Raw genomic sequence first — 17,825 nt, 5'->3', positions numbered from 1 at the left:
ATTACCCGTACGTTGGACTAAACAGATTAACCGGGGAGTATGCGCAGAACATTTAGACTGATGCTTTTAGTGTTGACTCTCATAAGTTTTCCGAACCTGGCGGCCCTGGCGGGCGGCTTAGGTTCGGAAAAACTCTTGTGGGAGGCAAACCAATTATTTCGTGAATACAAGGACGCTGAAGCCTTAGAAAAATATGAACTGCTGCTGGCAGATGAACCTGACCAGCAAGAGGCTTTGACCAAAGCCAGCATTGTCTGCGGTCGTATCGGCAACCGGTTTCCAGACGATACCCACAAAAGTCTATATTATCAGAAAGCCTTCGGGTTTGCCCAAAAGGCCCTGGAAATAGACAGTCTTTCTGCCGAGTCTAATTACGCCATGGCTCTTTCCCTGAGCAACCTCTGCCAGACCGTAGCCATCAAAGACCGGATGGTGCAACTCAATCAGATCAAAACGTACTTAGACCAAGCTTTAACCCAAAACAGCAACCATGCTGGTGCCTGGCATTTGATGGGCAGATGGGCGTATAAAGTAGCCAATCTTTCTTTTGCCGAAAGATCTGCAAACAAACTTCTCACCCAGCTTCCGTTGCCTACCTCCACTAATGAAATGGCCATTAACGCGTTTATCAAAGCCATTGAGCTGGATCCCTCCAACATGTTGTACTACTATGATCTGGCCCGGGTGCAACGCGAGGTAGACCTGACAAGTGACTGCGTGAGTACCTTGCAAAAAGCCCTGGATCAGAAGTTGATCACCACAGAAGACTTGGAACTGAGCCGAAGATGTAAAGTGCTGTTGCAGGAAGTACTCAAAGTAAGAGCATAAATCCCGTAACCTACAGGTAAGGTCTTGTATGCGAGGAGGCACCCATTTTGGGTGCCTCCTCGCATACAAGACCTTTTCATTTACAGGCTATTTTAAAGAAAACAGTTGAAAAATAGGTCCCGCGTAGGGGTTTTCTCTAACTGGTTGTCTATGGAGGAATACCTGTTTAAAGAGTGCTTTGCCGTTTTTGCATGGTAAACGCAAAATCCCTGATTTAGAGCGCACTTGTTACATAGGATACTTAACATATTCATTATATTAGAGAAATAAACCCAATAAGGTGAGAAATTTCCTGTTCTATATTCTCCTGTTCATGAGTGTAAGGGTGGCTTATGCCCAGACCACTCCTGTAACAGGAAAGGTTACAGACGCAGAAAGCCACAAACCGCTTGATTATGTCACCGTGCATGTGCAGTCGGCTAAGATCCCTTCGTTTACAGATGAGGCAGGGCAGTACGTCATCCGGAAATACACGCCTGCAGACACGGTCACGTTTACGTTGCTGGGCTATGCGCCCGTTATAGAAACCGTGAGTGAGCTCCAGAAGAACGGGGGAGTGGCATTGGTGCGCCAGAGTTACGCCATTCAGGAAATTGTAGTCAGGCCCAGAGAAAATCCGGCGTATAAAATTGTAAGAGCCGCCGCCCGAAACAAACACCTGTATCTGCCAGAAAACCAAGCAGCCATTCAATTCGGGACCTATACGTTAATGAAAGGCAGCATTCTGGAGCGGGAAGCCAAAGACAAAAAGAAAGGTTTCTCTAAACGATACGCTCCTTACCTGGATAGCCTTACCATTAGTGATGCGCCTTCCAGAACGGCTTCCCTGCCTATTTTCCAGTCAGAAACCATCAAGGAAACCTACTTCAGCCAGAATCCCCAGAAATCGAAAGAGATTCTGAAGGCCAGTAAAGTGGTAGGGGTGGGCATTGAGCGCGAGAGCCAGATAGCCCAGTTATTGAATGCCCAGGCCGAACACTTTTCGCTCAACCAGAACTGGATGCGCATGTTTGACAAAGATTTCGTGAGTCCTATCGCCAACCAGTGGGCCAATTATTATGACTATGACCTGGAGGATAGCATAGAGACTGCCAGCGGAAAAGTGTACCGCATCAGAATTCTTCCCAAACGGTCACAGGATCTCACGTTTGAAGGCACCATGTGGATTGCCGATCACTCCTTTTCGCTGCGCCGCATTGAGTTGAAGCTGAACAAAGACGTAGCCCTGAACTTTGTGAGGGATCTACAGATTGTGCAGACCTGGGATGAGCAGAACCCGTCCATCCTGCCTTTGTCCAGCAAGCGCAAATTCCAGATCACGGGCTTGCCCGGTTCTGACGTCCGGCTGTTTGTAGAAACCGTGACTACCTACACAGATCTGGTGGTGGGCCAGCCCAAGCCCGAAGAATTCTTTGACATGACGCACCAGATCAGCGACTCGGCGCTGAAGTACAAAGAGGAGTACTGGCAAGCGGTTCGTCCGCAGGAATTTTCTCCTGAGGAACTGAAGCGAGTGGCGTCTATTGCCCAAATAAACAAACTGCCCGAGATCCAAAGTGCCGTGAAACTGATCAGGGTAGTGGTGGAAGGCCATTTGCCGCTCAATGACAAGTTTGAATGGGGTCCTGTGTTCGGCACGTATGTGTACAATAAAGTAGAAGGCCACCGGTTTCAGTTCGGCGGCCGCACCACCCCGGAGTTCCATCCTAATTGGATCTTGAACGGCTACGTGGGGTACGGCACCAGGGACGAGTCTTTTAAAAGCCTGTTCAACATCAGGTACGTGGCAAACCGGCAGCAATGGACCGAATGGGGCGTAAGCTACCTGAACGATGTGGGACCAGCGGCCATGGATTTGAACAACGCCCAACTCAACAGCCTGTTTTTCTCCTCGTTCAGATGGGGGCAGATGAATTTCCCCTACCAGCAGGAGCGTATACAGCTTTGGGCCGAACGGGAATGGTTTCCTTCTTTCCGGCAGCGTGTCACATTCAGGCGCACCAATTACCGGCCGGTTTTTGATTCCCAACCTTTAAGTGGCGGCAAAGACGATTCCAAATTTGCGGGCTTCAGTACCACAGATGTGTCGCTGAGTTTACGTTTCTCCGCAGACCAGAAAATGCTGATAAGGCACTACGAGAAAATCCCGATCTCCAATTCCAATGCTCCCATCATTGGGCTGGAGGTCTCAGCGGGAATAAGCGGATTGATGAATTCTGATTTAACCTACCAGGAGGTGGCTCTGTCTGTAGAACAGCGGGTACGGGCGGGCATTTTCGGGTATGGGCGGTACTACCTCAAAGCCGGAAAAACCTTCACCAAAGTACCGTTACCGTTGCTGCAAGTCCCCATCGGGAACGAGACGCCTTTCTTCATTCTGCAAGGCTATAACCTCATGCCCTTCTTCTCTTTCGCCACCGATGAGTATGTCTCGTTGCGGTATGATCATCATTTTGAGGGAGCATTTTCCATCACCAATCGGCTGCCGCTTCTGAAGAAAACCAAATTGCTGCTTGTGGCCGGGGGCGCAGTGCTGTATGGTAGGTTAACAGACAAAAACAAACCAGCCCAAACCGATACCTCCGCAGAGAACATGAACTTCCAGAGCCTGGGAAAAGACCCGTACGCCGAGGTGAATGTGGGCTTTAAGAACATTTTTCAAATACTGCGGGTAGATCTGGTGCACCGGATCACGTACCGGGACCTGGAGGCGCCTTTGTGGGGCCTGCGGTTGTCTGTGGCGGTAAACCCATAAGGTTAAAAGCTGTTTTTACAAAATCAGGGTTAAAACAGAGCAGAACTTAGCGGTAAATGGTACCTTCGCCTTGTTATCTTTTTTCATATCTTTTCACGGGCATGCGTTTTTCTTTTTGGCTTTTAGGTTTGGGCATTGTTTTCCTTTCTGCCTGTTCCCAGAAAACACCAGAAGAGAGAATGTTTAACCCCACGCGGGTAGACAGCAGCATTCCTACCCAGATAAACGAACTCACCAACGCCCTGGAGCAGCAGAATTCGCACCCCGAATGGTATGTGAAACGGGCGAAGCTGTACCTGACGCTGGATAAAACGCAACCGGCCATCAAAGATCTTACCACGGCCATTGCCTTAGACCCTTCTTTGGGTGAAGCGTATTTTTGGCAGGCCAAGATTTTAACCGGTAAGCAGCAGTACCAGGAAGCCATGAAAATGATGATGCAAGCCGATGCCTTCAATTTCTATGCGCCAGAATCAGAGGCTATCTTGGCAGAGACTTACGTGGGCTTGAAACAATATGACCGCGCCCTGCGCCATAGCAGCAAAGCGATCAGGTTGAGCCCCGGCGAGGCCAAATACTATGTGCTGCTTGCCAAAGCCCAGGCCGGTACGCATGATACCACCCGCGCTATTTTCAACCTGAACCGGGCCTTGGTACGCGATTCTACCTTCCTGCCGGCCTTCCGGGAACTAAGTGCCATCTACACGGCCCGTAAACTGTATGACTTCGCCATTCCCATGGTGCAAGTAGGAGTGAAGAAACAACCCAATGACGGTTTCTGGTGGCAGCAGTTGGGCCAATACTATCTTAACCGCAACTTAACCGACACGGCCATTGCCTGCTTTGCAAAATCTATCAACTTAGAGCCGGAAAAGGCGGAGGGGTACGCGGGGTTAGGCGAGGCCTGGTACAAGAAAAGGCAGTACAGCACCGCCTTGCCCCAGTTGCTGAAAGCCCAGGAGTTGGGCCTTCGGCTCACCGAACATAACCGTTGGATTCTGGCTACCTGCCTGGAATGGACGGGCCAAAAAGCTGCCGCCCGCCCGCACTATGTTTATTTAATCAGAAAATATCCAGAGAACCGGCGCTATAGTGTAGCTTTGCAACGTATCAATAGACCCGTGCGGCCAAAGCCCATGGTAGATACATTGAGTTCCGTATCTGTTTTTTAGCTATTTTGCCGAAAACTAGACTAAAACGAAGAAGTTTATTTCTTTATATATGATCAACATTACCTTACCAGACGGTTCGGTCCGTGAATACCAGGAGGGAGTAACCGGAATTGAGATTGCCGCCTCCATTAGTGAAGGCTTAGCCCGCAACGTGTTGGCCGTGAAAGTGAACGGCCAGGTGTGGGATCTAACACGTCCTATCACTGAGAACGCTTCCATTCAGTTATTGACCTGGAACGATGACGAAGGCAAAGCAACTTACTGGCACTCTTCGGCGCACTTGATGGCTGAGGCCCTGGAGGCGCTTTATCCGGGTGTTAAGTTAGGTATTGGCCCCGCCATTGAAAACGGGTTCTACTATGACATAGATCTGGGTGATGACAGAAACCTATCCCAGGAAGACTTCCCGGCCATTGAGCAGAAAATGCTGGAACTGGCTCGTCAGAAAAGTGAATACGTGCGCAAGCCGGTCAGCAAAGCCGATGCCATCGCTTATTTCACGGAGAAAAACGACCCGTATAAATTAGATTTGCTGGAGAGGCTGGAAGACGGTTCCATCACGTTCTATACCCAAGGGAACTTCACTGACCTTTGCCGCGGGCCGCACATTCCTAATACTGGTTTCATCAAAGCCGCCAAACTCATGAACGTGGCCGGTGCCTACTGGCGCGGTGACGAGAAGAGCAAGCAGTTGACCCGCGTGTATGCCATCACGTTCCCCAAGCAGAAAGAACTCACCGAGTACCTGGAGCGCCTGGAGGAAGCCAAACGCCGCGACCACCGCAAGTTGGGCAAGGAAATGGAGCTATTCGCTTTCTCTGAGAAAGTGGGCATGGGCTTGCCGCTTTGGTTACCCAAAGGCACCTTGCTGCGCGAGCGCCTGGAGCAATTCATGCGCAAAGCCCAGATGAAAGCCGGTTATCAGCCGGTAGTAACGCCGCACATCGGTTCTAAAGAACTGTACGTGACCTCGGGCCATTATGAGAAATACGGGGCAGATTCGTTCCAGCCCATCAAGACGCCCAATGAAAACGAGGAGTTCCTGCTGAAGCCCATGAACTGCCCACATCACTGCGAAATCTACAAAACCCGTCCGCGCTCTTACAAAGAACTGCCGGTGCGTTTAGCTGAGTTCGGAACAGTGTACCGGTATGAGCAAAGTGGCGAATTGCACGGCTTAACCCGCGTGCGGGGCTTTACCCAGGATGATGCGCACATCTTCTGCCGTCCAGACCAGGTAAAAGAGGAGTTTACCAAAGTAATTGACTTGGTACTATATGTGTTCAAAGCGCTAGGCTTTGATAACTATACCGCCCAGATTTCTTTGCGTGACCCTGAGAACAAAGGCAAGTATATTGGTTCAGATGAACTTTGGGAGAAAGCAGAGCGGGAGATCATTGAGGCCGCCACTGAAAAAGGCTTGCCTACTGTAACCGAACTAGGCGAAGCTGCGTTTTACGGGCCTAAGCTGGACTTCATGGTACGTGATGCGTTGGGCCGTAAGTGGCAGTTAGGAACCATTCAGGTAGACTACAACCTGCCCAACCGCTTTGAACTGGAATACATTGGCGCCGATAACGAGAAGCACCGTCCGGTCATGATTCACCGGGCACCTTTTGGTTCTCTGGAGCGTTTTGTAGCGGTTCTGATTGAGCACTGCGGCGGTAACTTCCCGCTGTGGCTTAGCCCAGACCAGGTAGCTATTCTGCCTATTTCTGAGAAATACCATGACTATGCCCACCAGGTGAACGCGCAACTAGCCGAGCAGGACATCAGAGGATACATTGATACCCGTGATGAAAAAATCGGCCGTAAGATACGCGATGCCGAGGTGAGCAAAGTGCCGTACATGATCATTGTAGGGGAGAAGGAGCAGGAAAACGAGATTGTTTCGGTGCGGAAACACGGCTTGGGAGACATGGGTACGTTGCGCGTAGATGCCTTCGTAGACAACTTCAAAGCGGTGCTAGCCGAGATGCTTAGTTAAAATATTAGAAAAATACTTTTATTTTACAGGGATAAGCGCGATATTCGCACCCTGATTGTGAAACCTTAAACTTTTAGGAGGTACAACTATTTCTACGAATAACAGACGCTACGTGCCACGTGGCAAGGTCGAAGAACCTTATCGTATCAATCAGCGCATCACCGGCGTCCGCGACGTGCGGGTGGTAGGTGAGAACGTGGAGCCCGGTGTATACAGCATAGACCAAGCCCGCCGTCTTGCCACAGAGCAGAACCTGGACTTGGTAGAGATATCGCCCAAGGCAGATCCGCCCGTTTGCCGTATTATTGATTATTCAAAATTCAAATACGAGCAAAAGAAGAAGCAGCGGGAAATGAAGGCTAAAACCACCAAGGTGGTGATGAAGGAAATCAGGTTCGGTCCTAACACCGATGACCACGATTTCGAATTCAAGCTGAAACATGCCCGTGAGTTCCTGGGTGAAGGTGCGAAAGTGAAGGCGTATGTGCACTTTGTTGGCCGGACAATTGTCTTCAAAGAGCGTGGCGAGTTACTTTTGCTTAAATTTGCCCAAGCGTTGGAAGACGTGGCAAAAGTAGAACAGTTGCCAAAACTGGAAGGGAAACGGATGTTTCTGTTCCTTGCACCAAAGGTGAAAAAATAACAGTACACTTTTATATACACCCAAATGCCAAAGATGAAAAGCAAATCAGGGGCTAAGAAGCGATTCACCCTGACAGGTACGGGCAAAGTAAAGCGTAAACATGCTTTCAAAAGCCACATCCTGACTAAAAAGACCACCAAGCAGAAGAGAAATCTGACCCACACCGGACTGGTTAGCGAAGCTGATCAAGCCAACGTGTTACGGATGCTTGCGTCTTAATCACATTCAATTTTTCCAATTGTTTCATCGGGAACTGGTAACTAAGAATTAAACCGAGATCACCAGCCCCAAAAAAAAGTAGAAATGCCTAGATCGGTCAACACCGTGGCGGCCCGCCACAAAAGAAAAAGAATAATGAAAATGGCCAAAGGTTACTTTGGTCGTAGAAAAAACGTTTGGACCGTAGCCAAAAACGCCGTTGAAAAAGGGTTAGTTTATGCCTATCGGGATAGAAAAGTGAAGAAAAGAGATTTTCGCGCTCTTTGGATCCAACGTATCAATGCCGCAGCCCGTATCAACGGTCTGTCTTATTCCCAGTTAATGGGCGGTTTGAAAAAAGCCAACATCAACCTGAACCGTAAAGTTTTGGCTGACTTAGCTTTGAACCATCCAGAAGCTTTCACCGGTATTGTTGAGAAAGTAAGATAAGCTTTCCTGCCTATATGATTTAAAAAGCCCAGCCTACGCTGGGCTTTTTTTGTGTTCCTGCGGTGTTTCGTTTGGCTTTCTCCTGTGGTGTAGGTGCAGGCAGTTTGTCTGTTGCTGGCGTGGCGGTGGGTTGATGCGGTGCCCTTATGCTTTGTTGTTGCATGGTTTCTCTCCGTGCGCTCACGGCCGCGAGGCCCCGTCTTCCCCTCCCGCACTGCCCTTTCGGCCTGAGCTGTCCTTTGCGCTTAGTTTTGATATTCCAGGGCCAAAAGCGAGGCGCGCTCGGGAAAGACTGGAAAAGGGGAAAGTGGCAATGCATTTCTCTATCAAAGCAGAGACTCCCCCTTTGAAGAGTGCGAAGGGGGATGTTTACATCGGCAGAGCATACGCATTTCTTTCTCCTTCAAAGGTTATTCCCTTATACATGTTTCAAGTCTGTGACTTGGACCTACCATGACCGGAAGTTTGCAACTTCCGTGAGCCATAAAGACAAAGGCGTATTCTCCTCTTCAGAGGAGTAGGAGCGGATTTGGCGCTCTACCATCTCCTGTAAAGGCGCATCAATCATTCAATAAAGGGTTTCATGCTGTTTTTGAAAAGTGAGCCTTGAAACAGGTATTCCTAAATCACGGATGAACCTACTATATTTTCTAGCCCTACAGACAGGAAATAGCTTGTATATAGGTTAATCTAAATATAAATATTGCTCTAAATTCATTTTTTATCTTCTAATCTTTTGGGGTAGGTTTGACAATTAAACCCAACCCATCTGAACTGAACCCCTTATTATCAGATTGATCTACTGTTGAAATGAAATCTAACGTTACCAGAACGCTAATTGCCCTTAGCTTACTTTTTAGTACAATTCAAGTATTCGCCCAGCAACATACCGCAAATGAAAGTGTGACTCCCTATTCCGCCGTCTTTGGATATGGCAGTAACATGGGGTATTATGCCAATGGTTGGGATGACCGGGGACTTGCCACCATCGTGAACAAAGCCGGTGGTAATTCCATTAGACCAACTTTACCAGAGACCTTCGTAGACACCTGGGGGTATAAAGTTCGGTTAAGTGAGTTTCAACATTACACCAATACGTTGGGTATGAAGGAAATCACTTGTTTTATAGAAGGTCCGTCTGAGGCCCACCGGGATAAAACAGTTTACCCGGGAAGTAATTCTTCCTCTAAAATATTCGCCAATTTATACGAGCCAATCTGGCGCGCGGATGGAACCGTTAACCCCACCAATTACTACGCGAACTATGTCTATAATCTGGTGCAAACCTACGGGCCTTACATCAAGAACTGGGAAGTCATCAATGAACCGGACATAGGAAACAATAACCCTGACGAATGGCTTACCCGGGCTCCGCTGCCCAATGAAATGGAGAACATCAAAGCGCCTTTCTTTCACTACATTCGTATGCTGCGCATTACTTGGGAAGTAGTAAAGAAGTATAATCCGGAAGACCATATTACGCCGGGAGGACTCGGCCATTCGAATTACCTGGATGCTTTGTTGCGCTACACAGATAACCCCAACGGCGGAGCTGTGTCAAGCCAATACCCAAACAAGGGAGGCGCTTACTTTGATATGGTAAGCTACCATGTATACCCCTCTTTTTTTCTTCGCAAGTGGGACAATTCCATTGGAGGATTCAAATACCTGCACAATTCTGATTATGCGGCTGCCCAGGTCATCAACCATAAAAATGGTTTTGAATCTGTTTTGCAGAAATATGGCTATAACGGAACTACTTACCCTAAAAAGCATTACATCATCACTGAAACCAATATCAGTAGGCGAACTGCCGATTGGCGGTACAGCTCAGATGAGATGCAACGTAATTTCGGTATAAAGGCTTTGGTACTGGCGCAGAAGAACGGAATCAAGCAACTACATATTTATGGAGTAGGTGAAAATACCAATGCACCTTCCGGGGCAGCTGTTCCAATCTCTGAGGAGTACGGCTTGATGGGTATTTATGAGAACTTAAAGAGAGATGCCCCCGGCTCAGAAAAGTTGTCGCCTTTGGGTAAAGGATTCAAAACTACTTCGCTACTTTTATTAGGCTACACCTACGATGCTGGCCAAACAGCAGCGTTGAATTTGCCTGCAGCCGTTGAGGGGGGAGCTTTCAGAAAAGAGGGAGAAACAGTTTATGTGCTATGGGCAAAAAACCCGAACGACAAAACGGAAAACTATACCCAGCCTTTTTCTTTTCCAGCAGCCCTGAACATCACAAAAGTAGATCGATTTGAATGGGATTATGCGTTAACAGGAACCACAACCCAGCAAGCCCCAATAAACCTTACTTTAAATACTGCACCTTCCTTTTTCAAAGCGACTGTAAGTTCTGTAACAAAGCAGAATCAAACCATCACCTTTCCAGCCATTGGAACCAAAACAGCAGGAACTCCCAGTTTTACTTTGCAAGCAACAGCCAGTTCAGGGTTACCCGTGAGCTTCAAAGTAGTTTCCGGGCCCGCCACTCTTACCGCAAACACCCTCACCCTAACTGCGGCAGGTATAGTTACCATTGAAGCAGCCCAGAGTGGTAATACCACGTTTAATGCTGCGCCAACCGTAAGCCAAAGTTTTGAAGTGACTGCGGCTTCCACTACTCCTGGCATTTTACGGATGGAAGCCGAGAAATATACGCGTATGAGCGGAGTGCAGGTAGAGAATACAACTGACGTTGGGGGAGGGCAAAACGTAGGATATGTAGACACCGGCGACTGGCTGAATTATACTGTTAACGTACAGACTACTGGTACCTACACTATGCATTTCAGGGTGGCGGCAGGTTCTGCTTCCCAGTTTGATGTAAGAAGTACCAATGGCACGGTGCTCCGCACAGTAGAGGTGCCAGCTTCGGGAGGTTGGCAGAACTGGCAGACCGTGAGTGTTCCAGTTACGCTTGCAGCAGGCAACCAGACCCTCCAAATCTATGCACGCAAAGGGGGATGGAACATGAACTGGTTTGAAGTTGGCGCTATAATCAATGAGCCTGTGGTAACCACAACTCCGGTTATCACTTTCAACGCATTGCCAACTAAAACCGTGGGCGACGTTCCATTTGAATTAGTGGCCACCAGCACCAATGCTGGAACACCCATCACCATCACTTCTTCCAATCCCGGGGTTGTGTCGGTTTCTAACGGTACCGGTAAGTGGATGGCTTCCATAGTTTCTGCTGGTACTGCTATCATAACTGCCTCACAAGTAGCCGGACCAGGCTTTACCGCTGCAGTGCCCGTTCAGAGAACCATTACTGTAGCGGCTGCACCAACTTCAACTTATAAAGTACTGCCCGGCCAAATCCAGGCCGAGGCCTATGACGCTATGGCGGGTATTCAGAAAGAGAATACCGGAGATACCGGAGGAGGCCAAAACGTAGGCTATATTGACGATAATGACTGGATGGAGTACCACGTAGAGGTGGCTTCTACCGGAACCTACACCATTCATCTTCGAGTTGCTTCTACAAGCAGCACCGGTAATATAGAGATCCAGAATGCTGGAGCCGTGTTAAGTTCAGTTGCAGTGCCTTACACGGGTGGATGGCAGACCTACACTACCCTAAAGGCTACAGTCAACCTTATGGCTGGTAAGCAGACGTTGCGTCTGTTTGCTAGAAAAGGCGGTTGGAATATCAATTGGTTAGAGGCTACTAGCAGCACAGGCAGCACCTTAGCCCAAGCGGTCATCACCTTTCCTGCCCTAACCAGCAAGACAGTGGGTGACGCTCCCTTCACTCTTTCTGCCACCAGCAACAACACTGCTTCACCAATTACCTATACCTCGTCCAATTCAGAGGTAATTTACATCTCAAATTCAAATGGGAAATGGATGGCAACAGTGTTATCAGCCGGAACAGCAACCCTTACTGCCGCACAAGCAGCAGGAGGGAACTTCACTGCTGCTACATCGGTAGTACAGCAACAGGTTGTACTTGCGCCGGGAACTCCCTCTGTACAAACAGAAACCAGGATCAAGGTTACTTCCGTTTCAGCAAGTTCGAATACCGGTCAAAATTATACCCCTTGGCTGAATGACAACCTTAATGATCTCGTGGAAAGCGTTTGGGGCCAAGTAAACATGACCTATGTGGATGTTATTCTTCCGCTTGAGACAAGCGCCACCATCACCAGGCTTTCGCTCTATGACCATCAGGGCACTTTCGTAAATAATCCGGTTACAGTGTATGCGCTTAATGGGACCGAGAAAACCTTGATAGGAACGTTTACCGGGGAGGCTTACCTGGCTTGGGTAAGCCTGAAACCAAGTCAACTGCTAGTGGCAGACGCCATCCTGATCCGTAAATACGGGAATAACATACCACAGAAGGTGCAGGTGTACGGATATCCAACTTCCCAGCAAACTACCCTTAACGGAAGCACTGCCTCAGCATCTTTGCAAGTTGGAGAAGAATTAACTGCTAATCCCGTTAACTGGACAGTCTATCCGAACCCTACCACCGATAAAGTTCTGGTCCAATTAGGTTCTCACATAACTGGTGAGGTGGATATCCAATTGATTGATGTAGCTGGCAAGACCCTTGAGAAAATAACTCTACAGAAGCAGAATACTCAGTTTACCCAGGTGATCACATTGGAAAAATTACCTCAGGGTCTATACATTATCCGGCTTAAGACAAAAGGCATCAATGAGTTTAGGAGGATTTTGAAACAGTAGATAAAGAGGTAGTGCACCTCTGATTCTAATCTACAGCAAAACAGAAAGGCCGAAGCTTACTCTTCGGCCTTTTTGTTTTCAGGAAAGTAATCTGTTTTTATAGATCGGTCTTACTTGTCATAACAGACTCTTACTTCAACCTACTAGGTTACTGAATGATGGCTCATTTCAGTTAGAAATGCCAGATATGTTTCTGGGCTACTTTGGTAAATTTAATGTGAAAGCAGAGAATTCCTTTAGCCTATGGTGGGAACGCATCTTTATCAGAGTACAATTTATGATTTCATTATAAAATAAAGAAGGGGCTTCAAAAACAAGAAAGCTTTGATCTAACTCATCTTCATTCTATGGTCTGTTGATGCCTAAACTAAGTGATTGTGGACTACTTAATTTGTGCATAGCTCTCATAAACTGTGAATAGTTATAAAAGTTTTAGTTGGTGTTTTCATTATAAAGAAGCCTTCACGAGAGTCACTTTCGGTTTTTAAGCTCAAACCTATAGATTGTCTTAGACAATTGCATATTCTCTAATAATATTAGGTTTTTAATTGAATATCAAAGCATTGTAATCAAAGTGTTAGTGGTATTTTGCAACTTTTCAAAAAAGCGGTCAAAAATGGTGCTAAGACTTATACTCTATAGCCCACAGTAATATTCAAACTTAACGCAACATATATAAAGTTCTTTAGCTAAATATAAGATACAACTTTGCAGAGTATGAAAATTTCTTAATTGCATTAAAATTTACCAGGAAAGCTAATGCTGATAAATTGCCAAATAAATTTTAGTTTGGATTATAACTTTTACAATAGTGTGATTTTGTAAGCATCAGTAAAATAAGTATATAGGTGATATCAAATATTAATTGAGCGCATATTTTTATTTTAAGTAGACTTTTAATGCATTAATTTTGTCACATAGCTCTAGGTCTAGAGTAGCTTTTATGCATTAAAGCACCATTACAAAAACTTAAAATAATGAAATTAGGTTTACAACGATCTCTTCGTGTCTTCTCGTTCCTATTTTTCCTTTCGTCACTTAACCTTTTAGCACAGCAACCTGCTGTTACTGAAAGTATAAGCCACAATCCCCATCAGGATCTGGCTGTTTTAGACGCTGATTTTATTTCTGAAGAAACACCTCTGGGTAATATTAATACTAATAGTAGTTCTACGATATTTGGTCAGCCCTTTAAAACTGCTTCACGTTCATCAGGGGCACTTTCTGCAAAGTTCAGGATAGAAGCAGAGGAGTATACGCGCATGCACGGTGTGCAGACCGAGAACACCTCTGATATAGGAGGAGGTGAGAACATAGGCTATACAGATAATGGCGACTGGATGAATTACACTGTTCCGGTAAGTGCTTCGGGGCAATACACCATGAGTTTCAGGGTAGCGGCAGCCAAGAAGGGAGCAGTACTAGAGGTGAGAGACGAAAACGGCAACGTATTAGCCTCGGTTGAAGTGCCAGAAACCGGCGAATGGCAAAATTGGGTGACGGTGAGCACCCCAATCAACTTATACGAGGGTACCCAAACCCTACAGCTTTACGCCAAAAAAGGCGGTTGGAATGTTAACTGGTTTGAAGCAGTTCTAGGTGAAGAGACATCGCTTGCAAAACCCGGAAATAATTTATCTCTCCCGGGCCTGATCCAGGCCGAGTCTTATTCTGATATGTACGGCATGCAGAAAGAAGATACTGAAGATACAGGCGGCGGCCAGAATTTAGGGTACGTGCACGATGGGGATTGGGCTGATTATAAGGTGAATGTGGCTTCTACGGGCACGTATACCTTTAACCTGAGAGTGTCTTCGCAAAGCAGTTCAAGTATACTGGAGATAAGAAATGCGAACGGAACTGCCTTAGGCGCAGTAAACGTAGAATCAACCGGCAGTTGGCAAACTTTTACTACCGTAAAGTTGACTGTAAATCTTACCAAGGGAGACCAGACGTTGCGCTTTTTTGCCAAGAAAGGCGGCTGGAATTTTAACTGGTTTGAGGCAACTACCGGCACTGTTGCTCCTCCAGCACCAGCTCATGCCGTCATCACGTTTCCAGCCTTACAGGATAAAACAGAGGGAGATGCGTCTTTTGAGCTGAATGCCTCCAGCACCAATCCACAGGTACCTATTACCTACTCATCGTCAAACCCTTCTGTTGTTTCCATTGCAGAAGTTTCAGGCAAGTGGAAGGCCAGCATAGGGAAGTCCGGAACTGCCACAATCATTGCCATGCAGGCCGCCGGAGCAGGTTTCGCCGCAGCGGAACCTGTATCCCGAACCTTGACGGTGGTACCTGTTAAGGCTACTACTCCGGCACCAAAAGGCGACATCACCGTACAGGTTAAGTTCAATTCTGCTCCTCATTCAGCTTCGTCCACTTTTGCAGACATGAAGTTTGACAAGTCTGTAGGTTTCCTTTTTGTGGCGGATGATGCGCACTTAGCTAACTATAACTTAGTCTACAAAGTGCTGCATGGAGGAACAGCTATAGATGGAAAAACTTACCCTGGAATAAGCTACACCGATGGTGCTGGTAATCCGGTAGGGTATAAGTGGAGCTTCGCGATCAATGGCAGGGGAGATGAGCCCGGTTCTGCCTACATTCAGTATCCCCAAATCTCTGAAATGATCGCCAACGGTTTTGATGTCATGAACCATACCCGTAGCCACGGTGGTTCTAACCGTTACCAGGAGATCAAGGAACTGGAAAAAGAGATCTTTCAGCATACGGGCTACCGCACTAGAACCGGCGTGATTCCTACCGCCGATGAAGGTTTTGTCTCTTCCTGGATTCAGGAAGGCTATAAATTTATAGGAAGCACCTTTGGGGTTGCTGCCTCTCGTGATGGTTACGATGCCTACGTCAATTGGAACGACCGCGCCAACGTGAAAACAATGAACATAGACCACATGCTGGTTTCACGCTTCACGATGGATGACATGTGGAAGGCTGATCTTGGCAGTGCCGATACCTGGGTTGACAATATCTTTGCCGCCGCCACTAAAGGGAACAAGATTATGGCGCACGCCTTCTCGCATGGCCCTGGGGGAGCCTCAGAGGTGAAGTATTTCCAGCAGTTTGTCCAGTATGTAAAAGACCACCCTTCCAACCATGACCGAGCCTGGATTGCAGGTGCCCAGGAGTTTGCCGAGTATTATGAGACAAAGGAGAACGTAGTTAAAACGGAACAGCTAGCCGGAAACACACTCACCATTACTTTAGATCTCTCTAATATATCAGATAGAAACAGGCTGAGAGACATGTCTTTGTTGGTAGATAGTGACAGCAAGATTAGCAGTGTCTCCGTAACCGGAGCAGATGATTTCTCTTATAATCCAGCCACTGGCTTGATCAATGTGTTTAAGAAGAACCTGCAGGTGGCTTCTCCTTTTGATGATCCCACTCCACCGCAAATCACCTCTGTGCAGGCCAATGGTAAGAAACTGACCATTTCTTATGATAAGCCCGTGAGCCAATCAGGAACCGGAGGGTATGAGATAGTTGGAAACACCCTTACCGGCCTAGAAGGCTCCGGCATGCAGTGGACCCTCACGTTACGCGATAATTGGACTGACGGGCAAAGGTTTATATACCGCATGCAACAGGGTAACGCTACAGGCAACGGGCTAAAGGTTACTTCCTACATAGACCATCTGATCACCAAAAAAAACAGCAACAAAGGACAAGGTGACCGGATAGAGGCTGAACATTACAACAACATGAACGGTGTACAGACAGAAAAAACCTCAGATGCGGGAGGAGGATTGAATGTGGGCTGGCTGGATTCAGGTGATTGGATGAACTACTCTGTCTCGGTTGATGCCGCCGGCACGTACATGATGAATTTCAGAGTGGCAGCCAGTGGGTATGGAGGTAAATTCGAGGTAAAATCTGAGCATGGTGCTGTGCTTGGTACCGTTGATGTACCTGTTACAGGTGGTTCGCAGAAATGGCAAACCCTAAGCGTTCCTGTAGCATTGTCTGCGGGGAGCCAGTCCCTGCAACTTTACATAAGAAGCGGTGGCTGGAACCTGAATTGGTTTGAGGTGGCAGATTTAGCCCAAAGAGCACAAGCTGAAGCAATATCAGAAACGGCAGAGGCTTCTCTACATTCTACAGACCTATCAGGTGCCACATGGTCCGTTTACCCGAACCCGGCGCAAGATAAAGTTCAGGTGCAGCTAGGAGACCAACTAACGGGTAATGTAGCAGTAGACTTGTTGGATGCTTCTGGCAAAGTTATCAAAAGTATCAGATTACTTAAAACGACCGGCAAAAGTCTGCAGACTTTGCCTTTAGATGCTCTTGCAAATGGCTTGTATTTTATTCGTCTTAAGGCAAATGGTTTGAACGAAGTCAAAAAAATCATGAAGCAGTAAACAGCAACCGTACACCATGCTTTCATGACCCATAAGGTGAAGCTATACCTAAAAAAACCGGAGCAACCACTCCGGTTTTTTTAGGTATAGCTTCACCTTAATTTTTTAATTAATTTACAGTATGCTTTTAACCAAATTTCTGTTAAACACCTGAAAAACGACAACGGAATAATTTACTAATATTCTTAAATCGAAATTTTCTAAGTAGAGTACCTATTGCTTAAGTCCTGACTAGCAATGTGAGACGTCTTCTTCTATTAGAGTACAAGTCAATCTCTCTCTGTTTTATTGATATTTATTGAAAAGGAGACTAAAAACAGAATAGGAGTAAAGTTCGGCGGTTAAATCTTAAGCCTATCTTAGAGATACTAATTGGTTCTTAGAGCTAGTATTTGATAATACAGGCAGAAAATACATTCAATTATTAAAGCTAAATAAATGCCCATATTAAATAGACAATCAGGCTGTTTAATTTAGACTTTGTCAAAATGAGTGACAAAACGAAAAGGTAAGGTTATCTAATCAGCAGATTTAAGCAGAAGCAGTACGCTGTAATGGTTGAGAAAGGGGGAGGAATAAAAAAAGCCCCACTGGGAAGTGAGGCTTTGTAGCGGGGAGCAGAATCGAACTGCCGACCTCAGGGTTATGAATCCTGCGCTCTAACCATCTGAGCTACCCCGCCGTTTTGATGCTGCAAAAGTAGGAA

Annotated in this window: 10 protein-coding genes and 1 tRNA gene; 9 read left to right on the top strand and 2 right to left on the bottom strand. The window is 46.9% G+C overall.

What is annotated here, in order from left to right; genetic code table 11:
* Positions 1-39 precede the first annotated feature (39 nt).
* From ACY0JR_RS01090 to rplT, 7 genes are all read left to right on the top strand, one after another.
* A complete protein-coding gene (locus ACY0JR_RS01090) occupies positions 40-828 on the top strand; it encodes a hypothetical protein (RefSeq protein WP_462631943.1) in 789 nt (262 codons plus the stop codon).
* 280 nt (positions 829-1,108) lie between these two features.
* Positions 1,109-3,583: a DUF5686 family protein gene (locus ACY0JR_RS01085; protein WP_462631942.1), complete on the top strand. Its 2,475-nt coding sequence runs from the start codon at positions 1,109-1,111 to the stop codon at positions 3,581-3,583.
* Between the two features lie 179 nt (positions 3,584-3,762).
* A complete protein-coding gene (locus tag ACY0JR_RS01080) occupies positions 3,763-4,755 on the top strand; it encodes a tetratricopeptide repeat protein (protein WP_462631941.1) in 993 nt (330 codons plus the stop codon).
* A gap of 49 nt (positions 4,756-4,804) precedes the next feature.
* The gene (thrS, locus tag ACY0JR_RS01075; protein ID WP_462631940.1) at positions 4,805-6,742 is read left to right on the top strand and encodes a threonine--tRNA ligase; all 1,938 of its coding nucleotides are present in this window, start codon (positions 4,805-4,807) and stop codon (positions 6,740-6,742) included.
* A 112-nt stretch (positions 6,743-6,854) separates the two neighbouring features.
* Positions 6,855-7,385 (top strand): translation initiation factor IF-3, encoded by a 531-nt coding sequence (infC, locus tag ACY0JR_RS01070; RefSeq protein WP_462631939.1) that lies wholly within the window; start codon positions 6,855-6,857, stop codon positions 7,383-7,385.
* Positions 7,386-7,409: 24 nt separating this feature from the next.
* Positions 7,410-7,604, top strand: coding sequence for a 50S ribosomal protein L35 (gene rpmI / locus ACY0JR_RS01065; protein ID WP_062545238.1), 195 nt, complete (start codon positions 7,410-7,412; stop codon positions 7,602-7,604).
* A gap of 84 nt (positions 7,605-7,688) precedes the next feature.
* Positions 7,689-8,033, top strand: coding sequence for a 50S ribosomal protein L20 (rplT, locus tag ACY0JR_RS01060; RefSeq protein ID WP_462631938.1), 345 nt, complete (start codon positions 7,689-7,691; stop codon positions 8,031-8,033).
* Between the two features lie 19 nt (positions 8,034-8,052).
* Here the strand turns inward: rplT and ACY0JR_RS01055 are convergent, their stop codons facing one another.
* A complete protein-coding gene (locus tag ACY0JR_RS01055) occupies positions 8,053-8,196 on the bottom strand; it encodes a hypothetical protein (protein ID WP_462631937.1) in 144 nt (47 codons plus the stop codon).
* A gap of 740 nt (positions 8,197-8,936) precedes the next feature.
* Here ACY0JR_RS01055 and ACY0JR_RS01050 point away from each other — a divergent pair.
* Entirely contained in the window at positions 8,937-12,734 is a 3,798-nt protein-coding gene (locus ACY0JR_RS01050; RefSeq protein WP_462631936.1) for a carbohydrate-binding protein, read from the top strand.
* Between the two features lie 977 nt (positions 12,735-13,711).
* Positions 13,712-17,119, top strand: coding sequence for a carbohydrate-binding protein (locus ACY0JR_RS01045; RefSeq protein WP_462631935.1), 3,408 nt, complete (start codon positions 13,712-13,714; stop codon positions 17,117-17,119).
* 608 nt (positions 17,120-17,727) lie between these two features.
* Here ACY0JR_RS01045 and ACY0JR_RS01040 read toward each other — a convergent pair.
* A tRNA-Met gene (locus tag ACY0JR_RS01040) sits at positions 17,728-17,801 on the bottom strand.
* Positions 17,802-17,825: the final 24 nt, after the last annotated feature.

It is taken from the genome of Rufibacter sp. JT3400010 (genome assembly GCF_054956755.1).
Note: the sequence above shows the minus strand (reverse complement) of the source record. Positions and strands in the feature narration are given on the sequence as shown.

Excerpts from the sequence above, each read along its gene's own strand:
- ACY0JR_RS01090 (WP_462631943.1), top strand. The coding sequence starts at position 40 with ATGCGCAGAACATTTAGACTGATGCTTTTAGTGTTGACTCTCATAAGT.
- ACY0JR_RS01080 (WP_462631941.1), top strand. The coding sequence starts at position 3,763 with ATGTTTAACCCCACGCGGGTAGACAGCAGCATTCCTACCCAGATAAAC.
- thrS (WP_462631940.1), top strand. The coding sequence starts at position 4,805 with ATGATCAACATTACCTTACCAGACGGTTCGGTCCGTGAATACCAGGAG.
- rpmI (WP_062545238.1), top strand. The coding sequence starts at position 7,410 with ATGCCAAAGATGAAAAGCAAATCAGGGGCTAAGAAGCGATTCACCCTG.
- rplT (WP_462631938.1), top strand. The coding sequence starts at position 7,689 with ATGCCTAGATCGGTCAACACCGTGGCGGCCCGCCACAAAAGAAAAAGA.
- ACY0JR_RS01055 (WP_462631937.1), bottom strand. The coding sequence starts at position 8,196 with ATGCAACAACAAAGCATAAGGGCACCGCATCAACCCACCGCCACGCCA.
- ACY0JR_RS01045 (WP_462631935.1), top strand. The coding sequence starts at position 13,712 with ATGAAATTAGGTTTACAACGATCTCTTCGTGTCTTCTCGTTCCTATTT.